The organism is Simiduia curdlanivorans (assembly GCF_030409605.1).
Lineage (GTDB): Bacteria > Pseudomonadota > Gammaproteobacteria > Pseudomonadales > Cellvibrionaceae > Simiduia > Simiduia curdlanivorans.
In genome coordinates, this window is record NZ_JAUFQG010000004.1 from 2,642,349 (window position 1) to 2,667,637 (window position 25,289).

The window sequence follows — 25,289 nt, forward strand, 5'->3', positions numbered from 1 at the left end:
AGCAATGCGAGTTGGATTTGTAGGTTGGCGTGGCATGGTGGGCTCTGTATTAATGGAGCGAATGGTTGCTGAAAATGATTTCGCGCTTATCGAGCCGATTTTTTTCACAACGTCAAACGTGGGCGGTACTGGCCCGGCCATTGGCAAAGATATTCCAACCTTAAAAGATGCCAACAGCATTGATGATCTCAAGGCGATGGATGCGATTATTTCCTGCCAGGGTGGCGATTACACCAACGCGATCTTTCCATCGCTGCGCGCCGCCGGTTGGGACGGCTATTGGATTGATGCTGCCTCCAGCCTGCGTATGAAAGACGATGCCATTATTGTCTTAGATCCGGTCAATCTCGGCGTGATCAAAGACGGTTTGAGCAAGGGCGTGAAGAACTTTATCGGTGGCAACTGCACGGTCAGCTTGATGTTGATGGCGTTGGGTGGTTTATACCGCGAAGGCCTCGTCGACTGGGTGTCGTCGATGACTTACCAAGCAGCCAGTGGTGCGGGTGCGCAAAATATGCGCGAACTGATCAGCCAAATGGGTAGCATCCACGCCAGCGTTAAGCCGCTGCTGGATAATCCCGCTTCTGCGATTTTAGACATTGATCGCCAAGTTGCCGCCAGCATGCGCTCAGACGCCTTTCCCACCGACAACTTCGGCGCTCCCCTTGCTGGTAGCTTGTTGCCTTACATCGATAAGCAGCTCGATAGTGGTCAGAGCAAGGAAGAGTGGAAGGGCCAGGCCGAGACCAACAAAATTTTGGGTCGCTCGGCGAACCCTTTGGCGGTGGATGGCTTGTGCGTTCGAATTGGCGCTATGCGTTGTCATAGTCAGGCGCTGACCATTAAGCTGAATCGGGATGTGCCCTTGGCCGACATTGAGCAAATCTTGGCCTCGGCGAACGATTGGGTAAAAGTGGTGCCTAACAGCCGCGAGGCGAGCCTGAAAGAGCTGACCCCCACGGCGGTCACGGGAACCTTGTCGGTACCTGTTGGTCGTCTGCGCAAGATGAATATGGGGCCCGAGTATCTGTCGGCATTTACCGTTGGCGACCAACTGTTGTGGGGCGCGGCCGAGCCGCTACGTCGTATGTTGCGGGTTTTGTTAGATAAATAGCATTTTTTGTGTAGTGATGTTCGATAAAGGGCTGCTTTCGCAGCCCTTTACTTTTTCTCCGAGTGCAAAATCTTCTAGACTGGAACCCTAGGGCTTGATGTTTTGCGTTGATTTTAAAAATGCTATTTAAATCAACCGGTTAAGGTTTTTGCACTGGCATCTTTAAGGTGTGAAGCCTGCCGCATCTCGCGCAATTTTTTAACACTATAGTGCCGCCTTATGCTGAAAAGTCTCGTTTTAGCCGCCACATGGGGATAGATGGGGAGCTATTCTTGTGTTGCTTGTCCGGCTCAATTGTTGATAAAAAGCTATTTATAATGCAGACTTACGAGCACTATTGAAGATATATTCTAGGTTTGTAGTCTAACTTCATGACCGTTATGACTCACTGAGGTGTTAGAGCACAATAAAGTGCCTCGCTTCAGTTGTAGAATTTTCGGGCTCGTTTGGGATGGCGCTAGACATAATTAAGGCCGGAAGTCGGTCAGTCTAACGTCAGGGAGATAATAAAAGGATCGTCATATGCGTCTTCGTAAGTTGGCTTTAGCAGTTGGGGCAACAGCTGCGTTGGTCTCCAATCTGGGTTTTGCCTTAGGTTTGGGTGAAATCAAGCTCAACTCGGCATTGAACCAACCTCTTGATGCCCAGATTAAGTTACTGCAGGTTCGCGACCTGAGTGAAGAGGAGATTATCGTTCGTCTCGCCACGCGCGAAGCCTATGAGAGGGCCAATGTTGATCGCATCTTCTTCCTCACCGGCTTAAAGTTTGAGGTGGTATTGGATGACCCCAATAACCCCCACGTGCGGGTTACCACTAAGGAAGATGTGCGCGAACCCTATCTGAACTTTTTATTAGAAACGCAGTGGCCCACCGGCCGCATGTTGCGCGAATACACTGTGCTGATGGATTTGCCCACCTTCAGTGAAAAAAATCAAAAAGCCGTTGCCGCGCCTCAGCAGCAAGCCGAACCGCAGCAAGTAAAACCGCGCCCCGAGGTTCGCTCGGCCACAGCAGCGCCCGCTGTTCGGCCCCCGGCACCAGCCGTGCGACCCGCACCGCGTACTCAGGCATCGGATGGATCTTACGCCGTACAGGCCAATGACACTCTCTGGGATATCGCCTTGATGGCGCGCCCCGATCGCAGCTATTCCGTCCAGCAAACCATGCTGGCGATTCAGCGCTTAAACCCAGATGCCTTTATTAACGACAACATTAATCTGCTTAAGAAGGGTAAGGTATTGCGCTTGCCCGCGGCGGATGAAATCTCCTCCTTGAGCACCCGCCAGGCCATTAACGAAGTGGCTTACCAAAACAATCAGTGGTCCGGTGGTGCAGCGTTGGATGCGAGTAGCCGCAGTGGTTCAGTGGCCGATCGTCAAAGCTCGCGCGAAGGTCGCGTTCAGTTGAGCGCAGGCGAGTCCTCTACCGATGTGTCTAGCGGTGGTGGCAATAGCCGTCAGCGCGAAATTTTGCAGAACGAATTAGCGATTGCGCAAGAAGAGCTTGGCTCTGCGCGCCGTCAAAACAGTGAGTTGGTTTCTCGCGTGGAAGATTTGGAAGCACAAATCACCACCATGGAGCGCATGCTAGAGGTTACTAGCGATGAGTTGCGCGCCATGCAGCTTACCGCGGGCCAAGAGGTTGGTGCTGAGGAGCCGGTCGTATCCGAGCCGGAAGCACAAGAACCAGAGGTAAAGGAGCCGGCAGCAGAGCCAGTTCGTCCCGCCAATACTGTGGTTGTTGCCCCTAAGCCAGAACCAACACTGATGGATATGGTGATGGACAACATTTTGTATGTTGCCATAGCCTTGGTCGCACTCTTGGGTGGTTTATTCTTCTGGAAGCGCCGTAAAGACGCCGAAGCGGAGCAGGAAGAGTTTGATGCTTTTGCCGAGCAGGACGAAGAGCCAGAGGAGGAATTTTCCTTCCCAGATGATTCCGATTTCGATTCGGCGCCAGACATCGAAGACGAGCCGGTGGAGCCCTATGAGGAAGTCGAAACTGCCGAGGCTGAAACCGCTGACGTGGCCGGTGAGGCAGATATCTACATCGCCTATGGTAAATACGATCAAGCCGAGGACATGCTGTTAAAGGCGCTGGATCAAGAGCCTGGCCGTGTCGATGTCACCCTTAAGTTGCTCGAAGTTTACGCCGAGACTCAAAACCTTGAAGCTTTCGACACCCACTATGCCGGTTTGCTGCAGAACGGCGATCGCGCCGCGAAGCAAAGAGCCGAAGAGTTGCGCGACTCTATTCCCGGTGCTGGTGATTTTGACCGCACTCAAGTGGCAGCGGTTGGCACCGCGGCTGCCGCGTCTACCTCAGCGTTTGATTTGGATGACGATGCCGACCCACTGTTGAGTCTGGCCGAAGAAGGTATTGATGAGACCGACTTCGATGGTTTAGAAGGTTTGGACAGCCTAGAGAGCGATTTTGGCGATTTGGCTGCTGAGCAGGGTTTGGTTTCTGATGAAGAGTTGGAGCTAAACCTCGATGATGCTGAAGTGTCTGAAAACGTCGATGAGTTAGATTTTACTCTGGATGGCTTGGACGATGATGCTGAGGCCGATGCCGAAGAATCGTTTTCACTCGATCTGGACGACAGCGGTGCCTCTGAAGATGAAGCGCTGGAACTCGATTTAGACTTGTCTGACGACACCGAAGAGTTTGCGTTAGACCTAGGTGACTTGGATGTTGAGCCTGCGCCAGCATCAAGCACTGCTGACCTAAGTTCTGTTGAGCCAGAGCAGCCGGCTCAGGAAGACGATGACTTCATGTTGTCCTTGGATGACGACCTAGAATTGTCTCTCGACGATGCCGCCGAAGCGGAAGCCGAAGTGGAAACCGAGAGCGACGACTTCGAGTTGTCCTTGGATGATGAATTAGCCGTAGAAGAGGATGAGGGTTTCGATTTAGCGCTGGACGACGAATTGAGCCTAAGCCCACCAGCAGATGCAGGTGACTTGGATGCCGACGAAGAGCTGTCTGTTGAGGCGGACGATTTTGACTCCGACGACAATTTCGGCGATATGGATTTGGCGGCCTTGGATCAGGAGATGGAAACCTTATCTGCCGGTCTTGATGACGAAGACGATTTGTCGTCTCTGGCTACTGAAACAGCTGCGCAAGATGAGATTGAAGAGTTTGATATTAGCGCTGACCTAGGCATTGAAGATGGCGCCGATGATTTGCCGCCTTTAGCTAGCCCATCGGTAGCTGCCGATGCGATGGATTCAGATCTAGACGACGATGATGCTGACGCGGAGTTAGGCTTCTTAGCCGATAGCGACGAGGTGGCCACTAAACTGGATCTTGCTCGAGCCTATATTGATATGGGTGACAGCGAAGGTGCTGCCGATATTCTGGGCGAAGTTATGGAAGAGGGCGATGCCCAACAGAAAAGCGAAGCGCAGGAGTTACTTAGCCGCATCGGTTAATTGAAACTTGCCAATGGGCCCTGTAAGCGTTAGCTTGCAGGGCTTTTTTATGTCCGACGGTTTATAGGCTGGCACGTGCAGAAAGAATACACACCGAATTGTGAGATATTGCCGGGCATGGCGTTGCCCGACGGCGTGCGGCGGGTGGCCTTAGCGGTTGAATACCACGGTGCCGGCTTCCACGGTTTTCAGCAGCAAGAAGCGGGAGTGCCGACGGTGCAGGCATCGCTGCAGCTGGCGTTATCGCAGGTGGCTAACGAGCCAATCACCATCGCCTGCGCTGGCCGCACCGATGCCAGCGTGCACGCAACCCATCAAATCGTGCATTTCGATACCCGCGCTCAGCGCTCGGTTAAGGCTTGGACGGCGGGCGTTAACGCCAATTTGCCCAGTGGTGTTTCGGTCAAATGGGCGGCTGAAGTGCCGGCGGCCTTTCACGCGCGCTTTAGTGCCCGCGATAGAACTTACCGCTACATCATCTTTAACTCGCCATTTCGTCCTGCCTTAATGGCCGACCAGCTGACTTGGTGCAAAGAGCCGCTAGATATCGAGTTGATGCAGGCGGGTGCTAAACACCTTCTAGGCGAGCACAATTTCAATGCCTTTCGCGCGGCGCAATGCCAGGCCCGTCACCCAAATCGCGAAATTAAACGCATTGATTTAGCCCGCAGAGGCAATTTAATTGTCATGGAAATTAGCGCCAATGCCTTTTTACATCATATGGTGCGCAATATCGCCGGGGTGCTGATGCGCGTGGGCAAGGGTTGGAGTGAACCCGCTTGGGTGGCTGAGGTTTTAGCCTCACAAGACCGCACCAAAGCCGCAGAAACGGCAGCGCCCTACGGGCTCTATTTAGTGCATGTGGCCTATCCAGAGCTGTTTGAAATTCCAAATATGCCGCCGGGGCCGTGTTTTTTGGCCGAAAAGCTGGGCGATTTCGGCCGTTAGCTGGGGGCTTTGCGTGCGCTTTTCTGCTACCATTCGGCCTCGATTTTTTTGAATGCTCGCGCCTGTTGCCGAGTGCGAGTGAAACGTGTGGGAGTTTGGCGCTTTGAAGCAACAGCGTACCCGGGTAAAGGTTTGTGGCCTGACGTCGGTCGATAATGCCCTTGCTGTTGAAGCCTGTGGTGTAGACGCCATAGGCTTGGTGTTTTACCGGCCCAGCCCGCGCTGGGTAGCTACCGATATGGCGGCGAAAATTGCCAGGGCTCTCGGGCCGCTTACCCATAAGGTGGGTTTGTTCGTTAACGCCTCGGCGCAAGACGTCGAGCAGGTGTTGGCACAGGTAGAACTGTCGGTTTTACAGTTTCACGGCGATGAGCCCGATAGCTTTTGTCAGCAGTTTAAGCGTCCGTTTTTTAAAGCCCTACGTATGCAAAATGGGGTGGATATTGGAGCCCTAATGGCGACCTACCCATCGGCCGCCGGGTTTTTGTTAGACGCCTACAAAAAGGGCGTGCCCGGTGGTACTGGCGAGTCCTTTGACTGGGCGCGGGTGCCAAAAAAATGCGCTCGGCCGCTGTTGCTGGCGGGTGGCTTAACGCCATTAAACGTTGGCGCGGCAATCGAGCAGACCGCCGTATACGGCGTGGATGTCAGTGGCGGCGTCGAATCTGCCCCGGGTGTGAAAGGTATTGATCTCGTGCGCGCCCTAATTCAGCAGGTGCAGCGCGCCGATCAGAGCAAATAAAATACGAGGCTTGGCCTCATGGATTGTGGAGTCGAATGTGTCAGACGTAGTAAACAAGCAGGGTTCACAAACAGTTGATTTTGATGCGGTGCCCGATAGCAAAGGGCGCTTTGGTGAGTTCGGCGGGCGCTTTGTGTCCGAGACTTTAATTCATGCGCTCGATGAGCTCGATGCCATGTACCGACGCCTGAAAAACGACCCGGATTTTCAAGCCGAATTCGATCGCGATTTGGCCCACTATGTGGGGCGGCCGTCGCCGCTGTATTTCGCCGAGCGGCTGACCGAGCATGTGGGTGGGGCGCGCATCTATCTGAAGCGCGAAGACCTCAACCACACCGGCGCCCATAAGGTGAACAACACCATCGGCCAGGCGCTGTTGGCCAAGCACTCGGGCAAAAAGCGTGTGATCGCCGAAACTGGTGCTGGTCAGCACGGCGTTGCCACGGCCACGGTCGCGGCGCGTTTGGGCATGCAGTGCCAAGTGTATATGGGGGCCGAAGATGTTCGCCGTCAGGCGCTCAATGTTTACCGCATGAAGCTGCTGGGCGCGGAAGTGATTCCGGTGCAGTCTGGTTCGCGCACGCTGAAAGATGCCATGAATGAGGCCATGCGCGACTGGGCTACCAATGTCGACAACACCTTTTATATCATCGGCACCGTTGCTGGCCCCGCGCCTTACCCGGAGCTAGTACGGGATTTCCAATGTGTTATCGGGCGCGAAGCACGCGAGCAATCGTTGAAACAAATCGGTCGTCTACCCGATGCCTTGGTGGCCTGTGTGGGCGGTGGTTCTAATGCCATTGGCTTGTTTCACCCCTTCTTGAAAGATACCGATGTGGCCATGTACGGTGTCGAAGCCGGGGGCGATGGCGTTGAAACCGGTCGCCACGCCGCACCGCTGAACGACGGTATCCCTGGCATCTTGCACGGCAACAGAACCTACTTGATGGAAGACGAAAACGGCCAGATTATTGAGACCCATTCGGTCTCGGCCGGTTTAGATTATCCCGGCGTTGGGCCAGAGCACTCCTTCTTAAAAGATGCCGGTCGCGCTAAGTATGTGGCCATCAACGACGACGAAGCGCTAGCGGCATTTAGAAGCTTGACCCGTATCGAAGGCATTATGCCGGCACTCGAGTCTAGCCATGCCGTGGCCTACGCGATGAAGCTGGCCAAGACCATGGCTAAAGACAAGGTGATTGTGGTGAATCTATCGGGCCGCGGCGACAAAGATATTTTGACGGTGGCTGATATCGACGGCATTACGGTGGATACATCGGGCAAGTAGTAGTGTTTACCCGCATTGCTCAAACCCTTAAAAAAATAGCGTAAAACAAGCTGCACAGGAATTTCGAATGAACCGCATTAACGCGTGTTTACTGCAACTCAAAGAGGCGAAGAAAAAAGCCTTAGTCACCTACATTGTCAGCGGTGATCCAGTACCGGGGGCAACACTGGCTACCATGAAACAATTGGTTGCCGAAGGCGCCGATATTTTGGAAATTGGTATCCCATTCTCCGACCCCATGGCTGATGGTCCGGTGATCCAGCTTGGGCACGAGCGCGCATTGGCCTATAACACTAGCCTGCGCGATACCCTCGCCATGGTGGCAGAGTTTCGAAAATCGGATCAAACCACCCCCGTGGTATTAATGGGCTACGCTAACCCCATTGTCCGTATGGGTTACAAAGCGCTTGCGGATGCAGCGGTCAGCGCCGGTGTGGATGGTTTTTTAACCGTTGATTTGCCGCCGGAAGAGGCACAAGAATTTAATCAGCAGTTAAAGGCTAGCGAGCTGGAAAATATCTTTCTGATCGCGCCCACAACGCAAGATGCCCGCATAGCGTCTATTACTGGTTTGGCTGGCGGTTTTCTCTACTACGTGTCGCTTAAGGGCGTCACCGGTGCCGGTCATTTAGATATTGCCTCAGTCACCGAAAAGGTCGCGCAAATTCGCGCGCATTCGAATTTGCCCCTCTGTGTAGGCTTTGGTATCAAAGACGCCGATTCGGCCAAGGCTGTGGCCGCCGTTGCCGATGGTGTGGTAGTGGGAAGTTTGCTGGTCGCTAAAATGGGCGAGCTGGCCGATAAGCCCGCTGACGATATTGCCAAGCAAGTTGCCGCATTAATAAAACCCATTCGCCTCGCGTTGAATGGTTTGTAACATTTATTATTTGAAACTCTAACACTGGGTGAGAACGACATGAGCTGGTTAGACAAAATTGTAACCAACGTACGTAAAGACTCTAAGAAGGCAGAAAGTAAAGTGCCTGAAGGTCTTTGGAAAAAATGTTTAAAGTGTTCCGCGGTGCTTTATCGTCCTGAATTAGAGCGCAATTTGGATGTTTGCCCTAAGTGCGAACACCATATGCGCATCGGTGCGCGCCGGCGCTTGGATATTTTCCTCGATGAGCAAGAGCGCCATGAAATTGGTGCCGACGTGTTGCCGATTGATCGCCTGAAATTTAAAGACATAAAAAAATACAAAGACCGATTGACCCAAGCACAAAAAGATACCGGTGAGAAAGACGCCTTGGTGGCCATGAAAGGTTTGCTTAAAGGTATGCCAGTGGTTGCAGTGGCCTTTGAGTTTGCTTTCCACGGCGGCTCCATGGGCTATGTGGTGGGCGAGCGCTTTACTCGCGCCGCGCAAGTGGCGTTGAAAGAAGGTATCCCGTTGGTGTGTTTCTCCGCCACCGGTGGCGCGCGTATGCAGGAAGCCTTGATCTCGCTGATGCAAATGGCGAAAACCAGTGCTGTTATCGAACGCCTGCGCATGGCCGGTGTACCCTATATTTCTGTGATGACTGACCCGGTGTACGGCGGCGTGTCGGCAAGCTTGGCCTTGCTGGGTGATATTAATGCCGCCGAGCCTGGCTCGCGCGCGGGTTTTGCCGGGCCAAACATCATCGAGCAAACCATTCGGCAGAAATTACCCAAAGGTTTTCAGCGGGCAGAATTTTTGTTGGAGCACGGCGCTATCGACATGATCATTCCGCGCGAGCAAATGCGCGATCGCGTTGCTGGCCTGCTGGCTAAGTTCACTAACTCGAAGGTCGCCTAACAAATTTATGCGCTTCGATAACCTTGCTGATTGGTTGCATTGGCAAGAGCAACACCACCCAAGTGCCATCGATTTAGGCTTGGCCAGGGTAAAGCAGGTGGCGGATAGGTTGGGGCTTACCCAACCTTGCGCCCAGCGCACTGTCATCACCGTGGCTGGAACCAACGGCAAGGGCAGTGCGGTCGCCACGCTCGAAAGTTTATGTCTCGCCAACGACGAGAGCGTCGGTGCCTACACTTCACCTCATCTGCTCCATTATAACGAGCGCATTCGCGTCGGCGGTGTGCCGGTGGATGATGGTTTAATTTGCCGCGCTTTTGCCGCCATTGATGCCCAAGCTCAGGACATAAGCCTCACTTATTTTGAATTCGGCACACTCGCGGCGCTGTGGATTTTCAATGAGTTACAGCTGCGCTTTTGGCTCTTGGAAGTGGGCTTGGGCGGGCGCCTGGATGCGGTCAATATTATTGATGCCGACGCTGCCCTAATTACCAGTATTGCGCTCGACCACCAGGATTGGTTGGGCACAGATTTAGCCGCCATCGGGCGAGAAAAAGCCGGTGTTTTTCGGCCCCATCAACTGGCGGTTTATATCGATAGCCGGATCGAAAACGCCGTCGTTGACGTGGCAAATCAGCTGGCGACGGATTTATCCCTCGTGGATCGCGATTTCTTCCTTGCGCAAGAGCAACAGCGCTGCGTTTTAACTTTTGGCCAGCACCAGTTGCGCTTCGATTTGCCGCAGTTGCCCTTGCCGAGCGTGTGTGCCGCTTTGGTGGCCGCGGTGAAATTGGCCCTGCCGATTCCCACCTTATGGCTAGCTGAGGTGCTGCCGGCACTGAGTGTTGCCGGGCGCTTTCAGCGCGTCGATTACCAAGATCGACAGCTGTTGTTGGATGTCGCGCACAACCCTGCTGCCTGCACGTTTTTTCTTCAACGCGTGGCGCAGCTTAGGCAGTTGGCGCAAGCTTCGGCGGATGCGGTCGGCGTCGCGGCGGTTAAAGGAAAGACGCACCTGGTGTTAGCCATGATGGCCGACAAAGACATAGACGCGGTGCTGCAGCTCTTAGGCGATGAAATTGGTCATTGGTACTTTCCTGAACTGAAGGGGGTCGGGCGCGCGGCGCCAGCTGAACTGCTCGCCAATAAGTTAAGCGCGCATAAGCCCGGGGCGGCGTTTAGTGTCCATGTGGATGTGGCTGAAGCCCTGCAAGCGGCACTGCGAAATAGTGCGGGCAATGATAGTATCTGGGTCTTGGGCTCATTTTTTACGGTAGCGGCCGCTTTAGCTTGGCTAGCGCAGGCGCCAACGGCGGCTGAAATATCATAATTGTAGGTTTTTAACCTAGCCGGAAGCGGAAACGAAGCGGCTAAAACAAGGAATACGTCGGTGGATGATAGTGTAAAGCAGCGTTTAGTAGGCGCCGTGGTATTGGCCTCAGTTGCGGTGATTTTCTTCCCGAGTTTGTTTGACGAGCCAGATAACCGCTATATCGGCGGCCAATCGCAGATACCGCCCACACCCCAGATTACCCCGGTGCAAATAGCACCAGCCGCACGCCCCGAGGGCATAGAGCCGGCCAAGGCGCCAGAGCAGATGTATCAAATGCTCGACGAGCCAGCGGAGCCTGAAGTTATTAATCAACCTAGCCTTGCCGAGCCAGTGCAGCCGGCGCTAAGCCAGCCCAGCAAGCCAGAGGTACGGCTGAACGAGGACGGCGTTCTCCAGGGTTGGGTTTTACAGGTGGCCAGTTTTACCGAGCTAAAAAAAGCCGAAGACCTACGCGATCGGCTCAATAAAGCCGGCCACGATGCCTTCATTCGTCCTCTGGTTAATTCCAAGGGGCAGCAGGTGGTACGGGTGTTTGTCGGGCCCAAGGCCGATAAACAGGCCATGCTGGCGCTGAAAAAGACCGTCGATCAAAGCCTTAAGGTGAATTCACTGCTTAGGGAGTTTAAGCCCTAGGCCGGTCGCTGTGTGATCGCCGCCGGTGGATGGAAAATACACCTACCGTTGGCCCGCCTCAATTGTTAGAATGCGCGCCTTGAAACCAAAGGAACACTTCCCCATGAGTTGTCTTGCATGAATTGGGCTGACTGGATGATCCTTGCGATCCTTGTCGTTTCGAGTGTCATTAGTATCTACCGCGGCTTCGTTAAAGAGGCACTGTCCTTGGCCGTATGGGTCTTGGCGATCTTCATTGCTATGTGGTTCGACGACAAGCTGGCGCCTTTACTCAGCGGTGTGTCAGATACGCCCTCGGTGGTCCACTCTCTGTCTTTTGCATTGCTCTTCGTTGGCACCTTAATTGTGGGCGCCATGGTGAATTACCTTATTAGCCAATTGGTTAAAATGACCGGCCTCAGCGGTACCGACCGTCTCCTGGGCATGGTCTTTGGCATGGCCAGAGGGCTAGTGGTGGTGATGGCACTGTTAATCTGGTTGCCGCATTTTTTGCCGGTTACCGAAGACCCTTGGTGGAATGAGTCTAAACTGATTCCTCAGTTTCTATCTTTCGAAGGTTGGAGCAAGCAGCTAGGCGACGACGTGTCGGGCTGGTTTGGCAAACTATTTAATGCAGTTGATTAGCGCCTAGGTGCGCAGTGCGCGCGCTATCGCTAAACATTTAAAGATTGGTGGCCACTGGGCTATCAGGCGCTCTCGGCAAGGATTGTTGAAAGGCCATTCATTTGTAACTGGCAGTCTTTGCTAAGGTGAGAACGGTATGTGCGGTATTGTGGGAATAGTTGGTAAAGGCAATGTCAACACGCAACTCTATGATGCGCTGACGATGTTGCAACACAGAGGCCAAGACGCCGCAGGTATTGTCACTTGCGATAAGGGTCGCCTAGCCCAAGTGAAAGCCAATGGCCTAGTGCGCGACGTGTTTCGCACCAGTCACATGTTGCGTTTGACCGGCACCATGGGTATAGGCCATGTGCGCTATCCCACCGCCGGTAGTTCTGGTCCCGCGCTAGCGCAGCCTTTCTACGTCAACTCGCCCTACGGTATTGCCTTGGCCCACAACGGCAACTTGACCAATGCCGACGAGGTGAGCAAACACGTTTTCCGCGCCGATTTACGCCATATCAATACCGATTCCGATTCCGAAGTGTTAATTAACGTTTTCGCCCACGAGTTGCACCGTTTAAACAAGCTGGTGCCTGAGGCCGGCGATTTCTTTACCGCTATTGAGGCGGTGCACGAGCGCGTCAAGGGTGGTTATGCCGTGGTCGCGTTAATTGCAGACTACGGCGTCGTTGCCTTTCGCGATCCCTTCGGCATTCGCCCGCTGGTTTACGGCAAGCGCGACACAGCCCACGGCGTCGAGTACATGGTGGCCTCTGAAAGCGTGGCGCTGGATACCTTAGGTTTTACCTTGGTTGGCGATGTGGCGCCAGGTGAAGCAATTTACATCAGCTCCAATGGCGATTTGCAGCGCCGTCAGTGCGCCAAGAATGCCGTGCTTCGCCCGTGTATTTTCGAGCATGTTTACTTCGCTCGCCCAGACTCCATCATGGACGGCATCTCTGTTTATAAGGCGCGTTTGCGTCAAGGTGAAAAATTAGCCGAGAAAATTTTACGCGAAAGACCCGATCACGACATCGATGTGGTTGTACCTATTCCCGATTCCAGCCGCGTGGCTGGTCAGGCTCTGGCGCAAACCATGGGCGTGAAGTTTCGCGAGGGTTTAGTTAAAAACCGCTATATCGGTCGCACCTTTATTATGCCGGGGCAGCAGCAGCGGAAAAAATCCGTGCGCCAAAAACTCAATACCATCGAGCTAGAGTTTAAAGGTAAAAACGTGCTACTGGTGGATGACTCCATTGTGCGCGGCACAACCTGCCAACAAATTATTCAAATGGCGCGCGAAGCTGGTGCCAACAAAGTCTACTTCGCTTCTGCCGCACCAGCGGTTTGCTACCCGAACGTCTATGGTATTGATATGCCATCGGCCAAGGAGTTAATCGCGCACGGCCACAGCACCGAAGAGATATGTAAAGAAATTGGCGCTGACTGGTTAATTTATCAAGAGCTGGAAGACTTGGTTGCGGCGTCTAGCGAGGGCAACCCAGAGGTGACAGAATTCGATTGTTCGGTATTTACCGGCCACTATGTCACCGGCGATGTGGATGAACTTTATTTGACCCGCCTAGATGCCGCGCGCAATGACAATGCGAAAGCCGGCGATGTGAAGAAGACAGTCGACGGCGATACCGTCATCGGACTACACAACGATATGCAGGAACTTGGCTAATACCATGTCGAAAAAGGATTTGGGGTCTAACGCCTACTTAGATCAGCAGCGAGCAATATTAAACGAAGCGCTAACCGATGCCGGTCTAGATACCTTGGCCGTGCGCGGCGGGCACTTGCGCAGCCCGGAAGGTGAGCACACCGAGGCGATGTTTATGACCTCGAGCTACGTGTTTGACTCGGCGGCAGCGGCAGCGGCGCGCTTTTCCGGTGAAAACCCGGGTAATGTTTACTCGCGCTATACCAATCCCACCGTGCGTTATTTTCAAGAGCGCATGGCGCTGTTAGAAGGTGGCGAGGCGGCGGTAGCTACGGCCTCGGGCATGTCGGCTATTTTGAGCACCTGCATGGCGCTGCTAAAAGCCGGCGACCACGTGGTGTGTTCGCGCAGCGTATTCGGCACAACCAATGCACTGTTTACCAAATACCTTGGCAAGTTGGGGATTGAAACCAGCTTCGTGACTTTGACCGATCTCGATTCTTGGCGTCAGGCGTTAAAGCCGCAGACCAAGTTGCTGTTTTTAGAAACGCCATCCAACCCTTTGTGTGAAGTCGCCGATGTCCCGGCTATTGCCGCCTTGGCGCGCGCACAGGGCGCAAAGTTGGTGGTGGACAACTGCTTTTGTTCGCCCGCACTACAAAAGCCACTCGCTTTGGGCGCGGATATTATCGTGCACTCGGCCACTAAATATTTAGATGGCCAAGGTCGCTGTGTCGGTGGTGTGGTGGTGGGTGCGCAGGCCGATATGGACGAAGTGCTGGCCTTTGTTCGCACGGCAGGCCCAACCATGAGCGCCTTTAACGCTTGGGTGTTTTTAAAGGGTTTAGAAACCCTGCGCTTGCGAATGGATGCCCATTGCGCCAGCGCGCAAAAGCTGGCCGAGTGGTTGGCCGGACAAAGCAAGATTGAGCAGGTTTACTACGCCGGTCTTCCGAACCACCCAGGCCACGCATTAGCGAAGCAGCAGCAGCGTGGCTTTGGTGGGGTCTTGTCCTTTAAGGTGGTGGGCGATAGAGAAGCGGCCTGGCGCTTTATTGATGCCACCCGTATTTTTAGTATTACCGCTAATCTCGGCGATGCTAAAACCACCATCGTGCATCCGGCCACAACCACCCACGGGCGCCTAAGTGCCGAGGATAAGGCGCAGGCAGGCATCACCGAAAATTTGATTCGACTATCGGTTGGGCTGGAAGATGTGAATGACTTAATAGCCGATCTAGCGCGGGGTGTAGATGCCCTTTAACGATATGCTGGAGCCCGTAGCCGGCGCCTGCGAGCAAATTGCCAGCGTGCTGCTGGGTAAAGACGAGCAGATTAAACTCGCGGTGACCTGCTTAATCGCAAAGGGGCATTTGCTGATCGAAGATCTACCTGGGATGGGCAAAACCACCTTGTCCCACGCCTTGGCGCAGGTGTTAGGTTTATCTTACAACCGCATCCAGTTTACATCGGACTTGTTGCCTGCCGATATTCTCGGCATCTCCATTTTCAATCAAGCCGAGAGCAGCTTTACCTTTCACCCAGGCCCCGTGTTTGCGCAAATTCTGTTGGCCGATGAAATTAACCGCTCCACCCCGAAAACCCAAAGCGCCTTGCTCGAGGCCATGGAAGAGGGGCAGGTGACGGTGGATGGCGAATCGCGTCCGCTGCCCGATCCCTTCTTTGTTATCGCGACCCAAAACCCCCTGTCGCAGGCCGGTACTTTTCATCTACCCGAGTCACAGCTAGATCGCTTTCTCATGCGCATCAGTCTCGGCTACCCCTCGTCAGAGGCCGAGCGCGCGCTTTTTTTGGGTGAAGACAGTCGAGAGCTACTCAAGCGCCTGAAGCCGAGTATCAGTTTGGCGCAGCTCAAGGCCATTCGCGCCAAAATCCCCGAGGTGCAAACCTCCGATGCGCTACTCGATTACCTGCAGCGCTTGGTCAATCACACCCGTACTGCATCGGGCTTCAGCTACGGTCTTTCGCCACGCGGTGCCTTGGCGCTCTTACGCGCGGCAAAAACTTGGGCGCTGTTGCACAAACGTCGCTACGTGGTACCAGAGGACCTGCAAAAAATGTTGCTGCCGGTGGCCGCCCATCGCGTTAAAGGCGCGGGCGAGCAGGGCGACCATCAAGGCCTTAGCCTGATTCAATCCACCTTAGACGCCGTAGAAGTGCTGGCCGGCTAGGCTCTGCGCTAATTCTGGGTAATTACTGCGCGCGTTAGTTATTCCGCGAGTCTCTCCAGCTTATCGCACTGTTCCGGGTATATACCGTTGTTGGGTCCAGAAGATGATTTATATGCCAAATTGAATCTCGACAGCGAGGGCCAATTTAGCTATACCTAAATCTGCTCGTACCTAATCCCGCTACAGGAGTTTAAGGCATGCACGCATCGCTCTTTGGCCAGTTTTTATTGCGCGAAGAATTAATCACTGAAGCTGAATTAAGAGATGCGAATCGCGATTTGCGGCTGCGCAACAAGTCCTTGGGCGAGCTGGCCATAGACAGCAATTTATTGAGCCCGCGGCAAGTGGCGGAGCTCAATCGAGAGCAGCGCACTACCGATTTACGTTTGGGTGAACTGGCAGTGTCGCGCGGTTTGTTGAGCGAAGAGGAGTTGGAGTGCCTGATTATTCTGCAAAAGGCGACGCAGGTTTCCCTGGGCAGGGTGCTTGTCGATCGCGGCGCAATTGCCGCGTCTGAGCTCGACGCTTTGGAGCTGAGGTACAGCGACGAGAGCAAGTTGGCGCGCAAACTGTGTGAAAATGCCTTACTCAGCCTGCCCCAAGCCGAAAGTATTCAATTGTGTTTAAACGAGTTGATTAAAGGTTTGCAGCGAATCTGCCGCCAGGTGGTATCGGTTAACTCGATACAGCAAGAGGGCCGGCTGCAAAAGAAATTACCCTACATCGTGTTACAAAAAGTCTCGGGGCCACGCACCTTTCACTTTGGTATGGCGGTACCGGCGGAACAGGTGCAGCGTATTTCCAGCTCCCTCAGCGGCGAGCCCGAAAGTGAGGGCTTTATTCCGGTCGCGGCCATGGAGCGCTTCTCCGATATTGTGGTCAAAAACGCCTGCGAAAAATTAAAATCCGAAGACACACCCTATCTAGCGGAGAAGCCCAAAGCCTTTTTTATCGGCGACCATCTACCGGCCTATAAAGAGATGGTGGGCGTACACATGTTGACCGATGATGGTGGTTTTGACGCGGTATTTTTTAGCCATTAGGCCATCTAGGCTTTCAATCATTCGCGGCTTGATTTAGGGTTGGCTTTTGGTTGATGGTCAGCCCCTTGATTAACACAGCTCACATCTCAGAGTTTTGGCGCACGCGCTTTCACGCGTGGATAAAGCGTCGCATCCTACCCGCGCGGCAGATCCAGTTAGGTCAGCGCAACCTCTTCATCTTTCCAAGCTTAAGCGGCCTAGGTTATTTCGTCTTGTTGGCGCTACTGTGGGTCATGGGCACCAATTATGAGAACACCCTGATCCTCGGTTTTATGTTTTTACTGCTCAGTGTGTTCGTGCTTGGCATTTTGCACACCTACAACAACATGGCCGGTTTGGTGTTAAGTCTCGGCGATGTACAGCCCGTGTTCGCCGGGGAAAATGCGGATTTTCGCGTCCGGGTTAGTCAAAAGCCGGGCTTGAATAAAGGTGTTGCGCTAGAGTTGAACTGGAAAGATGGGCCGCTTAATCACCTCACCTTGACGCACCTAGAGGCGGAGGCGAACCTGTGGTCGGCTTGCCCCAAGCGCGGTTGGCATGTGCCGGGCCGTATGCGCATTCAGAGTGTTTTCCCCCTGGGTATTTTACGCTGTTGGACCTGGTTAGATTTGGACGCCAAAGTGTTGGTTTACCCCTTGCCAATCGCCACCGAACACGCGCCTTGGCAAAGTGCCGAAGGCGAGTTAGATGCGCACTTTCAAAAGTCTGGCTCCGATGATTTTATTGGTTTGGAAAGCTACCAGCCGGGCCATTCTCTGCGTCGTATTTCGTGGAAGCATTACGCTCGCGGCCAAGGCTTAATGTTAAAAGAATTTGCCGACCCGCAAGGCCAGGCGCAAGCGCTCGATTGGGCATTTTTCGCCGGTATGGATGTGGAAAACAGGCTTAGCCGCTTGTGTTATTGGGTCATTTATTTACACCGTAAAGGCCTGCCTTTTTCACTCAAGCTACCCGGCGTTACTATCGACATGGGGCAGGGCGACGATCATCGCAACCGCTGCCTGTATGAGCTGGCGGTCTTCGGCCAGGACGATCTATGTTAATTGATCAAATTCCCCGCAACAGTTTGCTCTGGTTGTTATTTTCCCTACTTCTGTCAGTGGCGCCGCATTTAGTGCATCTACCCATTTGGGTGGTGGCAGCCGGTTGCGTGGTATTTTATTGGCGCTGGAAAATACACCAGGGTGTGTGGTCCATGCCCGGTAAGCTTATCAAGCTGATGTTGGTGTTGGTGTGTGCGTTTGGCGTTTGGCAGGGCTACGGTAGCTGGCGTGGGGTAGAGCCCACCACCGGTTTATTGATCGTTGGCATGTTACTTAAATTGCTGGAAATGAAATCCCGCCGGGATGCACTACTGGTGGTGTTCTTAGGCTTTTTTACCGCCAGTGCCCAGTTGCTGTTCTCGCAATTAATTCTCGATACCCTATATGCCGGTTTGTGTTTTTGGTGTTTGTTGGGTGCACAACAACTGTTGTTCAGCGAGGCGCAGCTGCAAATAAAATTGGCGCTTAAAAAATCCGCGTTGATGTTGGCGCAGGCCATACCCATCATGTTGGTATTGTTTCTGATGACGCCGAGAATCGCGCCGCTTTGGTCTATGCCCTCGCAAAAACATGCGGCCAAAACTGGTATCAGCGAAACCATGGCGCCCGGTGACGTGGTTGATTTAACCAAATCAGCGCGGCTCGCCTTTAGGGTCTCCTTTGACGGCGCCACACCGCCCCCCGCGCAACGATATTGGCGTGGTTTGGTGCTCAGTGAGTTCGATGGCCGCGCCTGGAAACAGCGCTCCTACGATTTTAATCCGGGTGGTCGCGGTCGCGATTTAAAACATCATGTTCCATCGCCGTGGCGCGCGAAAGTGGATGCCAATACGCCGCTAGATGCGCTGCTGAAATACCAAATTTTGATGGAGCCCACAAACCGCCATTGGCTCTTTACCTTAGGTGCGCCGCTCAATGTCCAAAGCCGACAACGCTGGTTGGTGACTATCGATCAAACCGTTGAAACACTGGCGCCGATTCAAGAGCGGCAGGCGTTTATGATTGAGTCGGTGTTGCAACAGGAAGCAGCAGAACTGCATCCGTCTATGCGCAAGCACTACCTATCGCTACCCGAGGGTTTTAACCCGCGCACCCTTGAACTGGCAAAACAATGGGCTTTCGAAGCGCAAGAGCCGGGCGCCATTATTGCGCGCTTCAATGCCTGGATTCGAAAGGGCTTTGTATACACCTTGCAGCCACCCCCTCTGGGGCGCGATAGCGTGGACGACTTTTTGTTCGAAACCCAGCGCGGCTTTTGCGAACATTTTGCCAGTAGCTTTGTGGTGTTTGCTCGCGCCGCGGGTATACCGGCGCGCGTGGTCACCGGTTATCAAGGTGGCGAATTGGCGGCCGACGGCGATTACCTACTGGTCCACCAAATGGATGCCCACGCTTGGGCCGAAGTGTGGGTTGATGGCCAGTGGCTGCGCGTCGATCCTACCGGGGCGGTTGCTCCCCAGCGCATCGAAGGCGGTTTGCGCGAGGCTATGGCCGATGATCTAACGCTACTCGGCGAACCGCTTTCTTTGATGCGCTATAGCCACCTGCAATGGCTCAACAGCGCGCGCCTGCAGTGGGACGAATTGAATTACTATTGGCAGAGTCAAGTAGTGGGCTTCGATCAGGAAAATCATCGCGCGGCGTTAAATAAATGGTTTTCCGGAATGGACTCGTGGCAGGTGGGGCTGATTTTTCTAGCCGCCGCAGCCTTACCGTTAATACTGCTGGGCCTGTGGATGATGTGGCAGGGGCGCCCAGCCCCCTTGCCGCCGGTGTTGCGCTTACTTAAATTATTTGAAAAGCGCCTGCCCGAAGCCGATGCTCGAAAAGCCGGTGAGCCCTTAGGCGCTTTCTTCGCGCGCCTTGGCGAGCAGCATCCCGAGCAGGCCAGCCAGCTACAGCGCTTGAGTTTGCTCTTTGATCGTTGTCTTTACGCCGGCTCGGTAAAATCCAGTGAATACCTCAAGGCGTTAAAGGTGCAAATATTAGCCTTTAAAGCTATTCGGTCCGCGCGAGTCAGCGGCGATAAAAAATCCATGAGTGATAAAGCAAGTTAACCCGTTACTACTAAAGAGAGATCATCAAAATGTTTAGCCATGTCATGTTGGGTGCAAATGATATTCAAGAATCGAAAAAGTTTTACGACGCAATATTGGGCGCTATGGGTTACAAGCCCGGTGTGATTGATGATAAGGGGCGCTGCTTTTATTTTACCAAGACCGGTGTGTTTGCCATTAGCAAACCCATCAATGGTGAGCCGGCTTGTAGCGGCAATGGCAGCACCATTGGCTTTTCCGCTAAAGATCCAGCTCAAGCCGATGCTTGGCATGCCGCCGGTTTAGCCAATGGCGGTAGCGCCTGCGAAGCGGCCCCGGGGGTTCGGGAAGGTGCAGGGGGTAAACTGTATTTGGCTTATTTGCGCGATCCTGCTGGCAATAAAATATGCGCGCTCTACCGAGTTGAATAAATTCCGAGTAGAACAGAGTCGAATCAAACAGAGATGCATGGGGGCATAGCCGCCAGATGATTCGGCAATAGGGCGCGAATTAAGTCCGCTAATCGGGCAGTTTACCTAGGTGAACTGCCCGATTTTTTTAGTTCGTTATAATTGCGATCGAAAGGCCAACAAACTTGCGGTAACCGCCACGTTTAACGATTCCACGCCGTTGCTCATGGGTATTTTCAAATGCTGATTACACAGCTTACCTATCTCTTCTGAAACCCCGTTGGTTTCATTGCCCATGACATAAATCGCCGCACCCTGCGGGTTGAAGTCTTTCACGCTCATGTGCGCGTGAGACGACAGCGCACATATCTGCGCGCCCTTGGTTTTAAATTGCTCCAGCGTTTCAGACAAATTATCACAGCGAATAATCGGGCAGCGAAACAGCGCGCCGGCGCTGGCTTTTATCACCAGTGGATCAATTTGAGCGCCACCTTTGGTGGGCAGCAACAAACCGGCAATACCGCTGGCCGCCACCGAGCGAATAATCATGCCCAAGTTTTGTGGGTTGGTGATGCCATCGAGTGCGATGAGCTCAAACTGACTCGGCAAGTTCTGTAAAAAATCATCGGCCTGTTGATAGCCGTGCAGAATTAAATCCACGGCTATGCCTTGGTCTTGCTTGGCGTTTTTAGAAATGCGCGATAGGGCCTGCTTGCTGTGGTAACAAATTTCCGCACCTTGCTGTTCGGCGATGCGAATAATGTCATCCAGCACGGCGGCAGGTTTATTGCTGTCGGCCAAGTGCAGCCGGTGAATTTCGATGCCCGGTTGTTGCAGTGCTTCCTGCACTGGCTTGCGGCCATAGATGGTCAGCAGCTTGTCAAAAAATTTGCGCTTCTGCTTGTAGGCTTCGGAGTCTTGCTGTTTCTGAGTCATGGGCTGTGTCGATATTTATGAGGGCTTTGGGCTGGTTTATGCTTGTTAGGTTTGCGCAGGCTTAATCCTAAGCAGCGCTTTCAGGGCGCTGAGTCGACCGGGTGGCTGCGCTTGCGTCTCGGCAATGTCTAAGGTTGCACGGGCTAACGCATGATACAGGTCTCGATCTTGGCTGGCATCGCTAAGATGCGCCAATGCGCCTAAGTGACTCGCGACAGTTTCTGTATCGCCACGGCTTATGGGGCCGGTGAGGCTCGCGCGGCCGCCGTGGTTAAACAGATTGTCGAGCGCGTTTTGCGCCAGTGGTTTGAGCAGGGCGCGGCTTTGCGCTTCATTCAAGCCCGCTTTTTGCGCGAGTCGTACGGCTTGATCGAGTAGCGTGACGAGGTGATTGCTGGCGGTGACTGTAGCGGCGTGGTAGCACGGCTTTGCTGCGGCATTAATGGCCAACCACTGACCGCCGATGGCGGTAAATAGATGTTTAGCCAGTTTGAGAGCGGCCTCATCGCCTTCGGCGGTGCAATAGCTGCCACTAAATTGTGCGAGAGACGTTTCCGGATTGGCAAATGAATGCACGGGGTGAACGCTCGCCGCCGAGCCAAAAGTGCCTAGGGCTTGACTGCTGCTATTGCCGGAGCAATGCAGGAGTAGGCCATTGTTTGGCAGCGCGGCATCGGCGGCAATTTTTTTGGCCGCTTGTTCGATCGAATCATCGGGGCAGGTGATTAACCAAATATCGGCAAGGTGCAGACTTTCGCTGCTGCTGCGCGCTGTGCCGGCGCCAATAAATGCCACCGCCTGTTGCGCACTGTCACGGCTTTGGCAAACCACATCGGCAAGGCTGACGAGCTTCCTGTCTACCCACAGGCGACCCAGCGTTTTGCCAACTTTACCGGCGCCGTAAATGGCGAGCGTGGGAATGTGTGTCATGGTGGCTGCGCGGTTATTCTCAGTGAGTATTTAATATATCGAAGGCAATAAAATAAAAAGGCGCACCGCGTGCGCCGAATGTGCTAGCGACGGCGTCTAGCTTGGTTTGCGAAGATAGCAGTCTTCATCGTTATCCAACAGGGCGCGCAACACATGCTGCCGGCTAAAGAGCCCGACGATTTTGCCGTTATCAATCACCGGGTAGTTCTTTGGTTTGCTGGCCAGCATGGTTTGCGCCATTTCGACAATACTGGTGGTGGGCGTAACGGTCAGCACCTCTTTGTGCATCACCTTGGTGACACTGCCAGGCTCCTCGCAGTAGAAGGCGTCATTGAGCATTTCTTTGATGCAATCCTGCTCAGACACAAAACCAACTAGGGCGCCGCCGGCACTCACGACAGGCGCGCCAATAACGTTGTGGCCAATAAGTTTAGACACAACCGCGCGTATATTGTCTTGATCGCTCACCAATAGCGGTTGGCGATTCATATAGTCTTGTACCAATATCGATTGCATAAGGGGCTCCTCGTCGAAACTTGTTACCTAAAGACTAGCAGGCTGTGGGGTAAATAGCTGCAAGCCGTGAGGCGGGAGCCGCCCCCAAAAGCTACAAGCCGCAAGCTAGAAGGCCGTGCTTCAAGCCCTGCAGGCTTTAACATAAGCCGCCATAGCTGCAGGTAAGCCCAGTGCAATGCAGTCCACCACGAAGGCGTGACCGATGGAAACTTCCAGCAGCGCCGGCACGGCTTGGCGGAAGGCGCCTAAATTGTGCAGGTTGAGGTCGTGCCCGGCGTTCACGCCGAGGCCAAGGGCAGTGGCGGCTTGGGCGGCGGCGCCAAATTGCGCGAGCAGGGCCGGCAGCTTTTCGGGATGCTGTTTGAAAGCCTCGGCAAAGGGGCCGGTATAGAGTTCAATGCGATCGGCGCCGAGCTTTGCCGCAAGTTCGATTTGGCTAATATCCGGGTCCATGAACAAGCTGACGCGCATGCCCTGATCTTTTAGTCGGGCGATGATCGGCGCTAGCTTGGCGCCGCTTTGGGTCAAGTCGAAGCCGTGATCGGAGGTCAGTTGAGCGTCGCTGTCTGGCACTAGGGTGCATTGGTCCGGTTTGCTGGCTGCCACCAGATCCATAAAGCCCGGGTAGCTACCCATGGCTGGGGCGAAAGGGTTGCCCTCAACGTTAAATTCAACCTGTTTAACGCCGGCCACCAGTTCCGCCAGCGCCGGCACATCGCTGGCGCGAATATGGCGCTGGTCGGGCCGCGGGTGCACGGTGATGCCGTCGGCGCCGTGGTCAATGCAGGCCTGCGCATGCGCGCAAACATCGGGGAAGTTGCCCTCGCGCGAATTACGGATCAAGGCAATTTTATTTAGGTTGATGCTCAGTGCAGTTTTCACGGTTACTCACAAATGGCTTGAGGCTGTGTGGCGCGGTTAAAGGCGGCTGGCTTTAATGATGCGAATGGGGTTGTTTGGCGCCTCGGGGTAGGCGCGAAATTGACCGCGCGGCTGCCGGGTAATGGCGTCAACCACATCAATGCCTTTAATCACCTTGGCAAACACGGCATAGCCGGGCATGCTCTTTTGTGGGTCTAAATGCGGGTTGCCGCGCACGTTAACGTTGATAAAAAATTGCGAGGTGGCCGAGTCTGGGTGCGAGGTGCGCGCCATAGACAGGGTGCCGTAGTTGTTGAGTAAACCGTTATTGGATTCATTCGCAATGGGGTCGCGCGTGGCTTTGGAGACGAAGTCAAAGGTCATGCCGCCACCTTGCACCACAAAGCCGGGAATTACGCGGTGAAAAATGGTGCCGTTGTAAAAACCTTGGTCCACATAGGTGAGAAAGTTTGCCGCGGTTATTGGCGCTTTATCGCTAAACACCTCGAGCACAATAACCCCTAAATCTGTGTCCAATTGCACTTTCGGATTGGCCGCCAAGGCGGGCAGGGTAAGGCTTAGCAAAGCAAGTGCAAAGAGTATTTTTTTCAGGTTCATAGGTAGGTCCATGACAAGCGAAATCGGGTTGATGATTGACGCGCGTTATTTGGTTTCAGGTACGTAATTTTGGTTTTAATTGGCCCATTCCGACTTGCGCTTGCGGCCGCTTAAACCTTGCACTATCAAGGTGAAAATCATGCCTACGCCTAAAATGCTCGCGCCGTAGATCCACTGGTTGTAGGTCTTATCTTTTTTCAGGCGCTGGTTGTCGGCCTTGATAATATCCACTTCGGTTTGCAGCATTTGATGTTTTTCGAGCAAGGTTTGGTGCCGTTGATTCAAGTCAATGGCACTGGCTGACACTTGTTTAACAGTGGCGAGCTCCTGTGCCAGTGCATCGCGCTGTTCAGTCAGGCTGGAAATGTTGTTAATGGCGCTGCTCTTGTCGCCGCTTAATTCGCGGTAATCCTTTTGCAGGTTGGCGTAGTTGGTTTTCAGTTTGTCTAACTCTGCCAGGGTTGATTCCAGCAGCACCGAGGCGGTGGGTTCAGCTTTAATATATTGGTTTCTAATCCAGCCCTGATCGCCAGTGCGTAGCTCTACCAAGGTCCACTCTCCATCTTCGCTAACCTCAACGAATTTCACCGCCGTACCCGAGCGCAAACCCTTGTGCACAATGCGGTATTGGTTGCCTTGGCCGCTGCGCAGGGGCACAAAGAGTTCGTCTGAAATGTAGCGAGTTTCCTGCGCATGGCTGGAAACGCTGAGTAATTGTGTGGCCAGTAGTAAGCAGCACCCAGTTAGAATTTTTTTCACGTGATTATCCGATCGATTAAAGTGGCTTAGTTTAAAAGTCTCGTTCGCGCTAGCGTGGGAATTAGGTCACGCTTAAGGTAAAACTTTTTTAAACGGCTTTACCTTTACGCTGGCATAAACACCGGCGGCAATATAGGGGTCAGTATCGGCCCATTGTTGGGCCGCGGCAAGGCTGGAAAATTCAGCCACGATTAAACTGCCTGAAAAACCGGCAGCACCTGGGTCTTCAGCGTCTATGGCGGGGCAGGGGCCGGCCAGAACGAGGCGGCCATCGTTTTGCAGTGCTACCAAGCGTTCGATATGGGCAGGCCGTGCGGTTTGGCGCAGTGGTGTGGAATTAGGTACATCTTCACTGATAATCGCGTAGAGCATGGTGCGTCCTTAATATGACCGAATTGCC

General features: G+C 53.8%; 24 protein-coding genes. 17 read left to right on the top strand and 7 right to left on the bottom strand.

The window, feature by feature from the left end; all coding sequences use genetic code 11:
- The first annotated feature begins 4 nt into the window (after nt 1-4).
- The 17 genes from asd (at nt 5) to QWY82_RS11665 (ending at nt 20,290) form a co-directional block, all read left to right on the top strand.
- Entirely contained in the window at nt 5-1,114 is a 1,110-nt protein-coding gene (gene asd, locus QWY82_RS11585; RefSeq protein ID WP_290262452.1) for an aspartate-semialdehyde dehydrogenase, read from the top strand.
- Nucleotides 1,115-1,636: 522 nt separating this feature from the next.
- Entirely contained in the window at nt 1,637-4,552 is a 2,916-nt protein-coding gene (locus QWY82_RS11590; protein WP_290262455.1) for a motility hub landmark protein FimV, read from the top strand.
- Between the two features lie 117 nt (nt 4,553-4,669).
- Nucleotides 4,670-5,500: a tRNA pseudouridine(38-40) synthase TruA gene (gene truA, locus QWY82_RS11595; protein WP_290263526.1), complete on the top strand. Its 831-nt coding sequence runs from the start codon at nt 4,670-4,672 to the stop codon at nt 5,498-5,500.
- 103 nt (nt 5,501-5,603) lie between these two features.
- On the top strand, nt 5,604-6,242 hold the full coding sequence (locus QWY82_RS11600; RefSeq protein WP_290262457.1) for a phosphoribosylanthranilate isomerase: 639 nt from the start codon (nt 5,604-5,606) through the stop codon (nt 6,240-6,242).
- Between the two features lie 37 nt (nt 6,243-6,279).
- Nucleotides 6,280-7,530: a tryptophan synthase subunit beta gene (gene trpB, locus QWY82_RS11605; RefSeq protein ID WP_290262458.1), complete on the top strand. Its 1,251-nt coding sequence runs from the start codon at nt 6,280-6,282 to the stop codon at nt 7,528-7,530.
- A gap of 67 nt (nt 7,531-7,597) precedes the next feature.
- Nucleotides 7,598-8,407: a tryptophan synthase subunit alpha gene (trpA, locus tag QWY82_RS11610; RefSeq protein WP_290262459.1), complete on the top strand. Its 810-nt coding sequence runs from the start codon at nt 7,598-7,600 to the stop codon at nt 8,405-8,407.
- 39 nt (nt 8,408-8,446) lie between these two features.
- Nucleotides 8,447-9,307 carry an acetyl-CoA carboxylase, carboxyltransferase subunit beta gene (accD, locus tag QWY82_RS11615; RefSeq protein WP_290262461.1) on the top strand — a complete coding sequence of 287 codons (861 nt, stop codon included), beginning with the start codon at nt 8,447-8,449 and terminating at the stop codon, nt 9,305-9,307.
- A 7-nt stretch (nt 9,308-9,314) separates the two neighbouring features.
- On the top strand, nt 9,315-10,637 hold the full coding sequence (folC, locus tag QWY82_RS11620) for a bifunctional tetrahydrofolate synthase/dihydrofolate synthase (RefSeq protein ID WP_290262464.1): 1,323 nt from the start codon (nt 9,315-9,317) through the stop codon (nt 10,635-10,637).
- Nucleotides 10,638-10,697: 60 nt separating this feature from the next.
- Entirely contained in the window at nt 10,698-11,273 is a 576-nt protein-coding gene (locus QWY82_RS11625; protein ID WP_290262466.1) for an SPOR domain-containing protein, read from the top strand.
- A gap of 117 nt (nt 11,274-11,390) precedes the next feature.
- A complete protein-coding gene (locus tag QWY82_RS11630) occupies nt 11,391-11,897 on the top strand; it encodes a CvpA family protein (RefSeq protein WP_290262469.1) in 507 nt (168 codons plus the stop codon).
- A 136-nt stretch (nt 11,898-12,033) separates the two neighbouring features.
- On the top strand, nt 12,034-13,566 hold the full coding sequence (purF, locus tag QWY82_RS11635; protein ID WP_290262471.1) for an amidophosphoribosyltransferase: 1,533 nt from the start codon (nt 12,034-12,036) through the stop codon (nt 13,564-13,566).
- Between the two features lie 4 nt (nt 13,567-13,570).
- Nucleotides 13,571-14,809 carry an O-succinylhomoserine sulfhydrylase gene (locus QWY82_RS11640; protein ID WP_290262472.1) on the top strand — a complete coding sequence of 413 codons (1,239 nt, stop codon included), beginning with the start codon at nt 13,571-13,573 and terminating at the stop codon, nt 14,807-14,809.
- A 4-nt stretch (nt 14,810-14,813) separates the two neighbouring features.
- Complete coding sequence (locus QWY82_RS11645) at nt 14,814-15,737, top strand: AAA family ATPase (RefSeq protein WP_380736579.1); 924 nt, start codon at nt 14,814-14,816, stop codon at nt 15,735-15,737.
- Between the two features lie 197 nt (nt 15,738-15,934).
- Complete coding sequence (locus QWY82_RS11650) at nt 15,935-16,780, top strand: hypothetical protein (protein WP_290262476.1); 846 nt, start codon at nt 15,935-15,937, stop codon at nt 16,778-16,780.
- Between the two features lie 65 nt (nt 16,781-16,845).
- Nucleotides 16,846-17,823 (top strand): DUF58 domain-containing protein, encoded by a 978-nt coding sequence (locus QWY82_RS11655; RefSeq protein ID WP_290262477.1) that lies wholly within the window; start codon nt 16,846-16,848, stop codon nt 17,821-17,823.
- Complete coding sequence (locus QWY82_RS11660) at nt 17,817-19,880, top strand: transglutaminase TgpA family protein (protein ID WP_290262479.1); 2,064 nt, start codon at nt 17,817-17,819, stop codon at nt 19,878-19,880. Before QWY82_RS11655 ends, QWY82_RS11660 begins: the two co-directional genes overlap by 7 nt.
- A gap of 29 nt (nt 19,881-19,909) precedes the next feature.
- Entirely contained in the window at nt 19,910-20,290 is a 381-nt protein-coding gene (locus QWY82_RS11665) for a VOC family protein (protein ID WP_290262482.1), read from the top strand.
- A 135-nt stretch (nt 20,291-20,425) separates the two neighbouring features.
- Here the strand turns inward: QWY82_RS11665 and QWY82_RS11670 are convergent, their stop codons facing one another.
- From QWY82_RS11670 to QWY82_RS11700, 7 genes are all read right to left on the bottom strand, one after another.
- Nucleotides 20,426-21,205 (bottom strand): TrmH family RNA methyltransferase, encoded by a 780-nt coding sequence (locus QWY82_RS11670; RefSeq protein WP_290262484.1) that lies wholly within the window; start codon nt 21,203-21,205, stop codon nt 20,426-20,428.
- A 45-nt stretch (nt 21,206-21,250) separates the two neighbouring features.
- Nucleotides 21,251-22,135 carry a Rossmann-like and DUF2520 domain-containing protein gene (locus tag QWY82_RS11675; protein ID WP_290262485.1) on the bottom strand — a complete coding sequence of 295 codons (885 nt, stop codon included), beginning with the start codon at nt 22,133-22,135 and terminating at the stop codon, nt 21,251-21,253.
- Nucleotides 22,136-22,231: 96 nt separating this feature from the next.
- Nucleotides 22,232-22,651 carry a CBS domain-containing protein gene (locus QWY82_RS11680; protein WP_290262487.1) on the bottom strand — a complete coding sequence of 140 codons (420 nt, stop codon included), beginning with the start codon at nt 22,649-22,651 and terminating at the stop codon, nt 22,232-22,234.
- A gap of 120 nt (nt 22,652-22,771) precedes the next feature.
- Nucleotides 22,772-23,533 (bottom strand): pyridoxine 5'-phosphate synthase, encoded by a 762-nt coding sequence (locus tag QWY82_RS11685; RefSeq protein WP_290262488.1) that lies wholly within the window; start codon nt 23,531-23,533, stop codon nt 22,772-22,774.
- 36 nt (nt 23,534-23,569) lie between these two features.
- Nucleotides 23,570-24,130: a peptidylprolyl isomerase gene (locus QWY82_RS11690; RefSeq protein ID WP_290262491.1), complete on the bottom strand. Its 561-nt coding sequence runs from the start codon at nt 24,128-24,130 to the stop codon at nt 23,570-23,572.
- Between the two features lie 75 nt (nt 24,131-24,205).
- Nucleotides 24,206-24,889 carry a TIGR04211 family SH3 domain-containing protein gene (locus QWY82_RS11695; protein ID WP_290262493.1) on the bottom strand — a complete coding sequence of 228 codons (684 nt, stop codon included), beginning with the start codon at nt 24,887-24,889 and terminating at the stop codon, nt 24,206-24,208.
- Nucleotides 24,890-24,961: 72 nt separating this feature from the next.
- Nucleotides 24,962-25,261, bottom strand: a complete 300-nt coding sequence (locus QWY82_RS11700) for a YciI family protein (RefSeq protein WP_290262495.1) — start codon at nt 25,259-25,261, stop codon at nt 24,962-24,964.
- Nucleotides 25,262-25,289 lie beyond the last annotated feature (28 nt).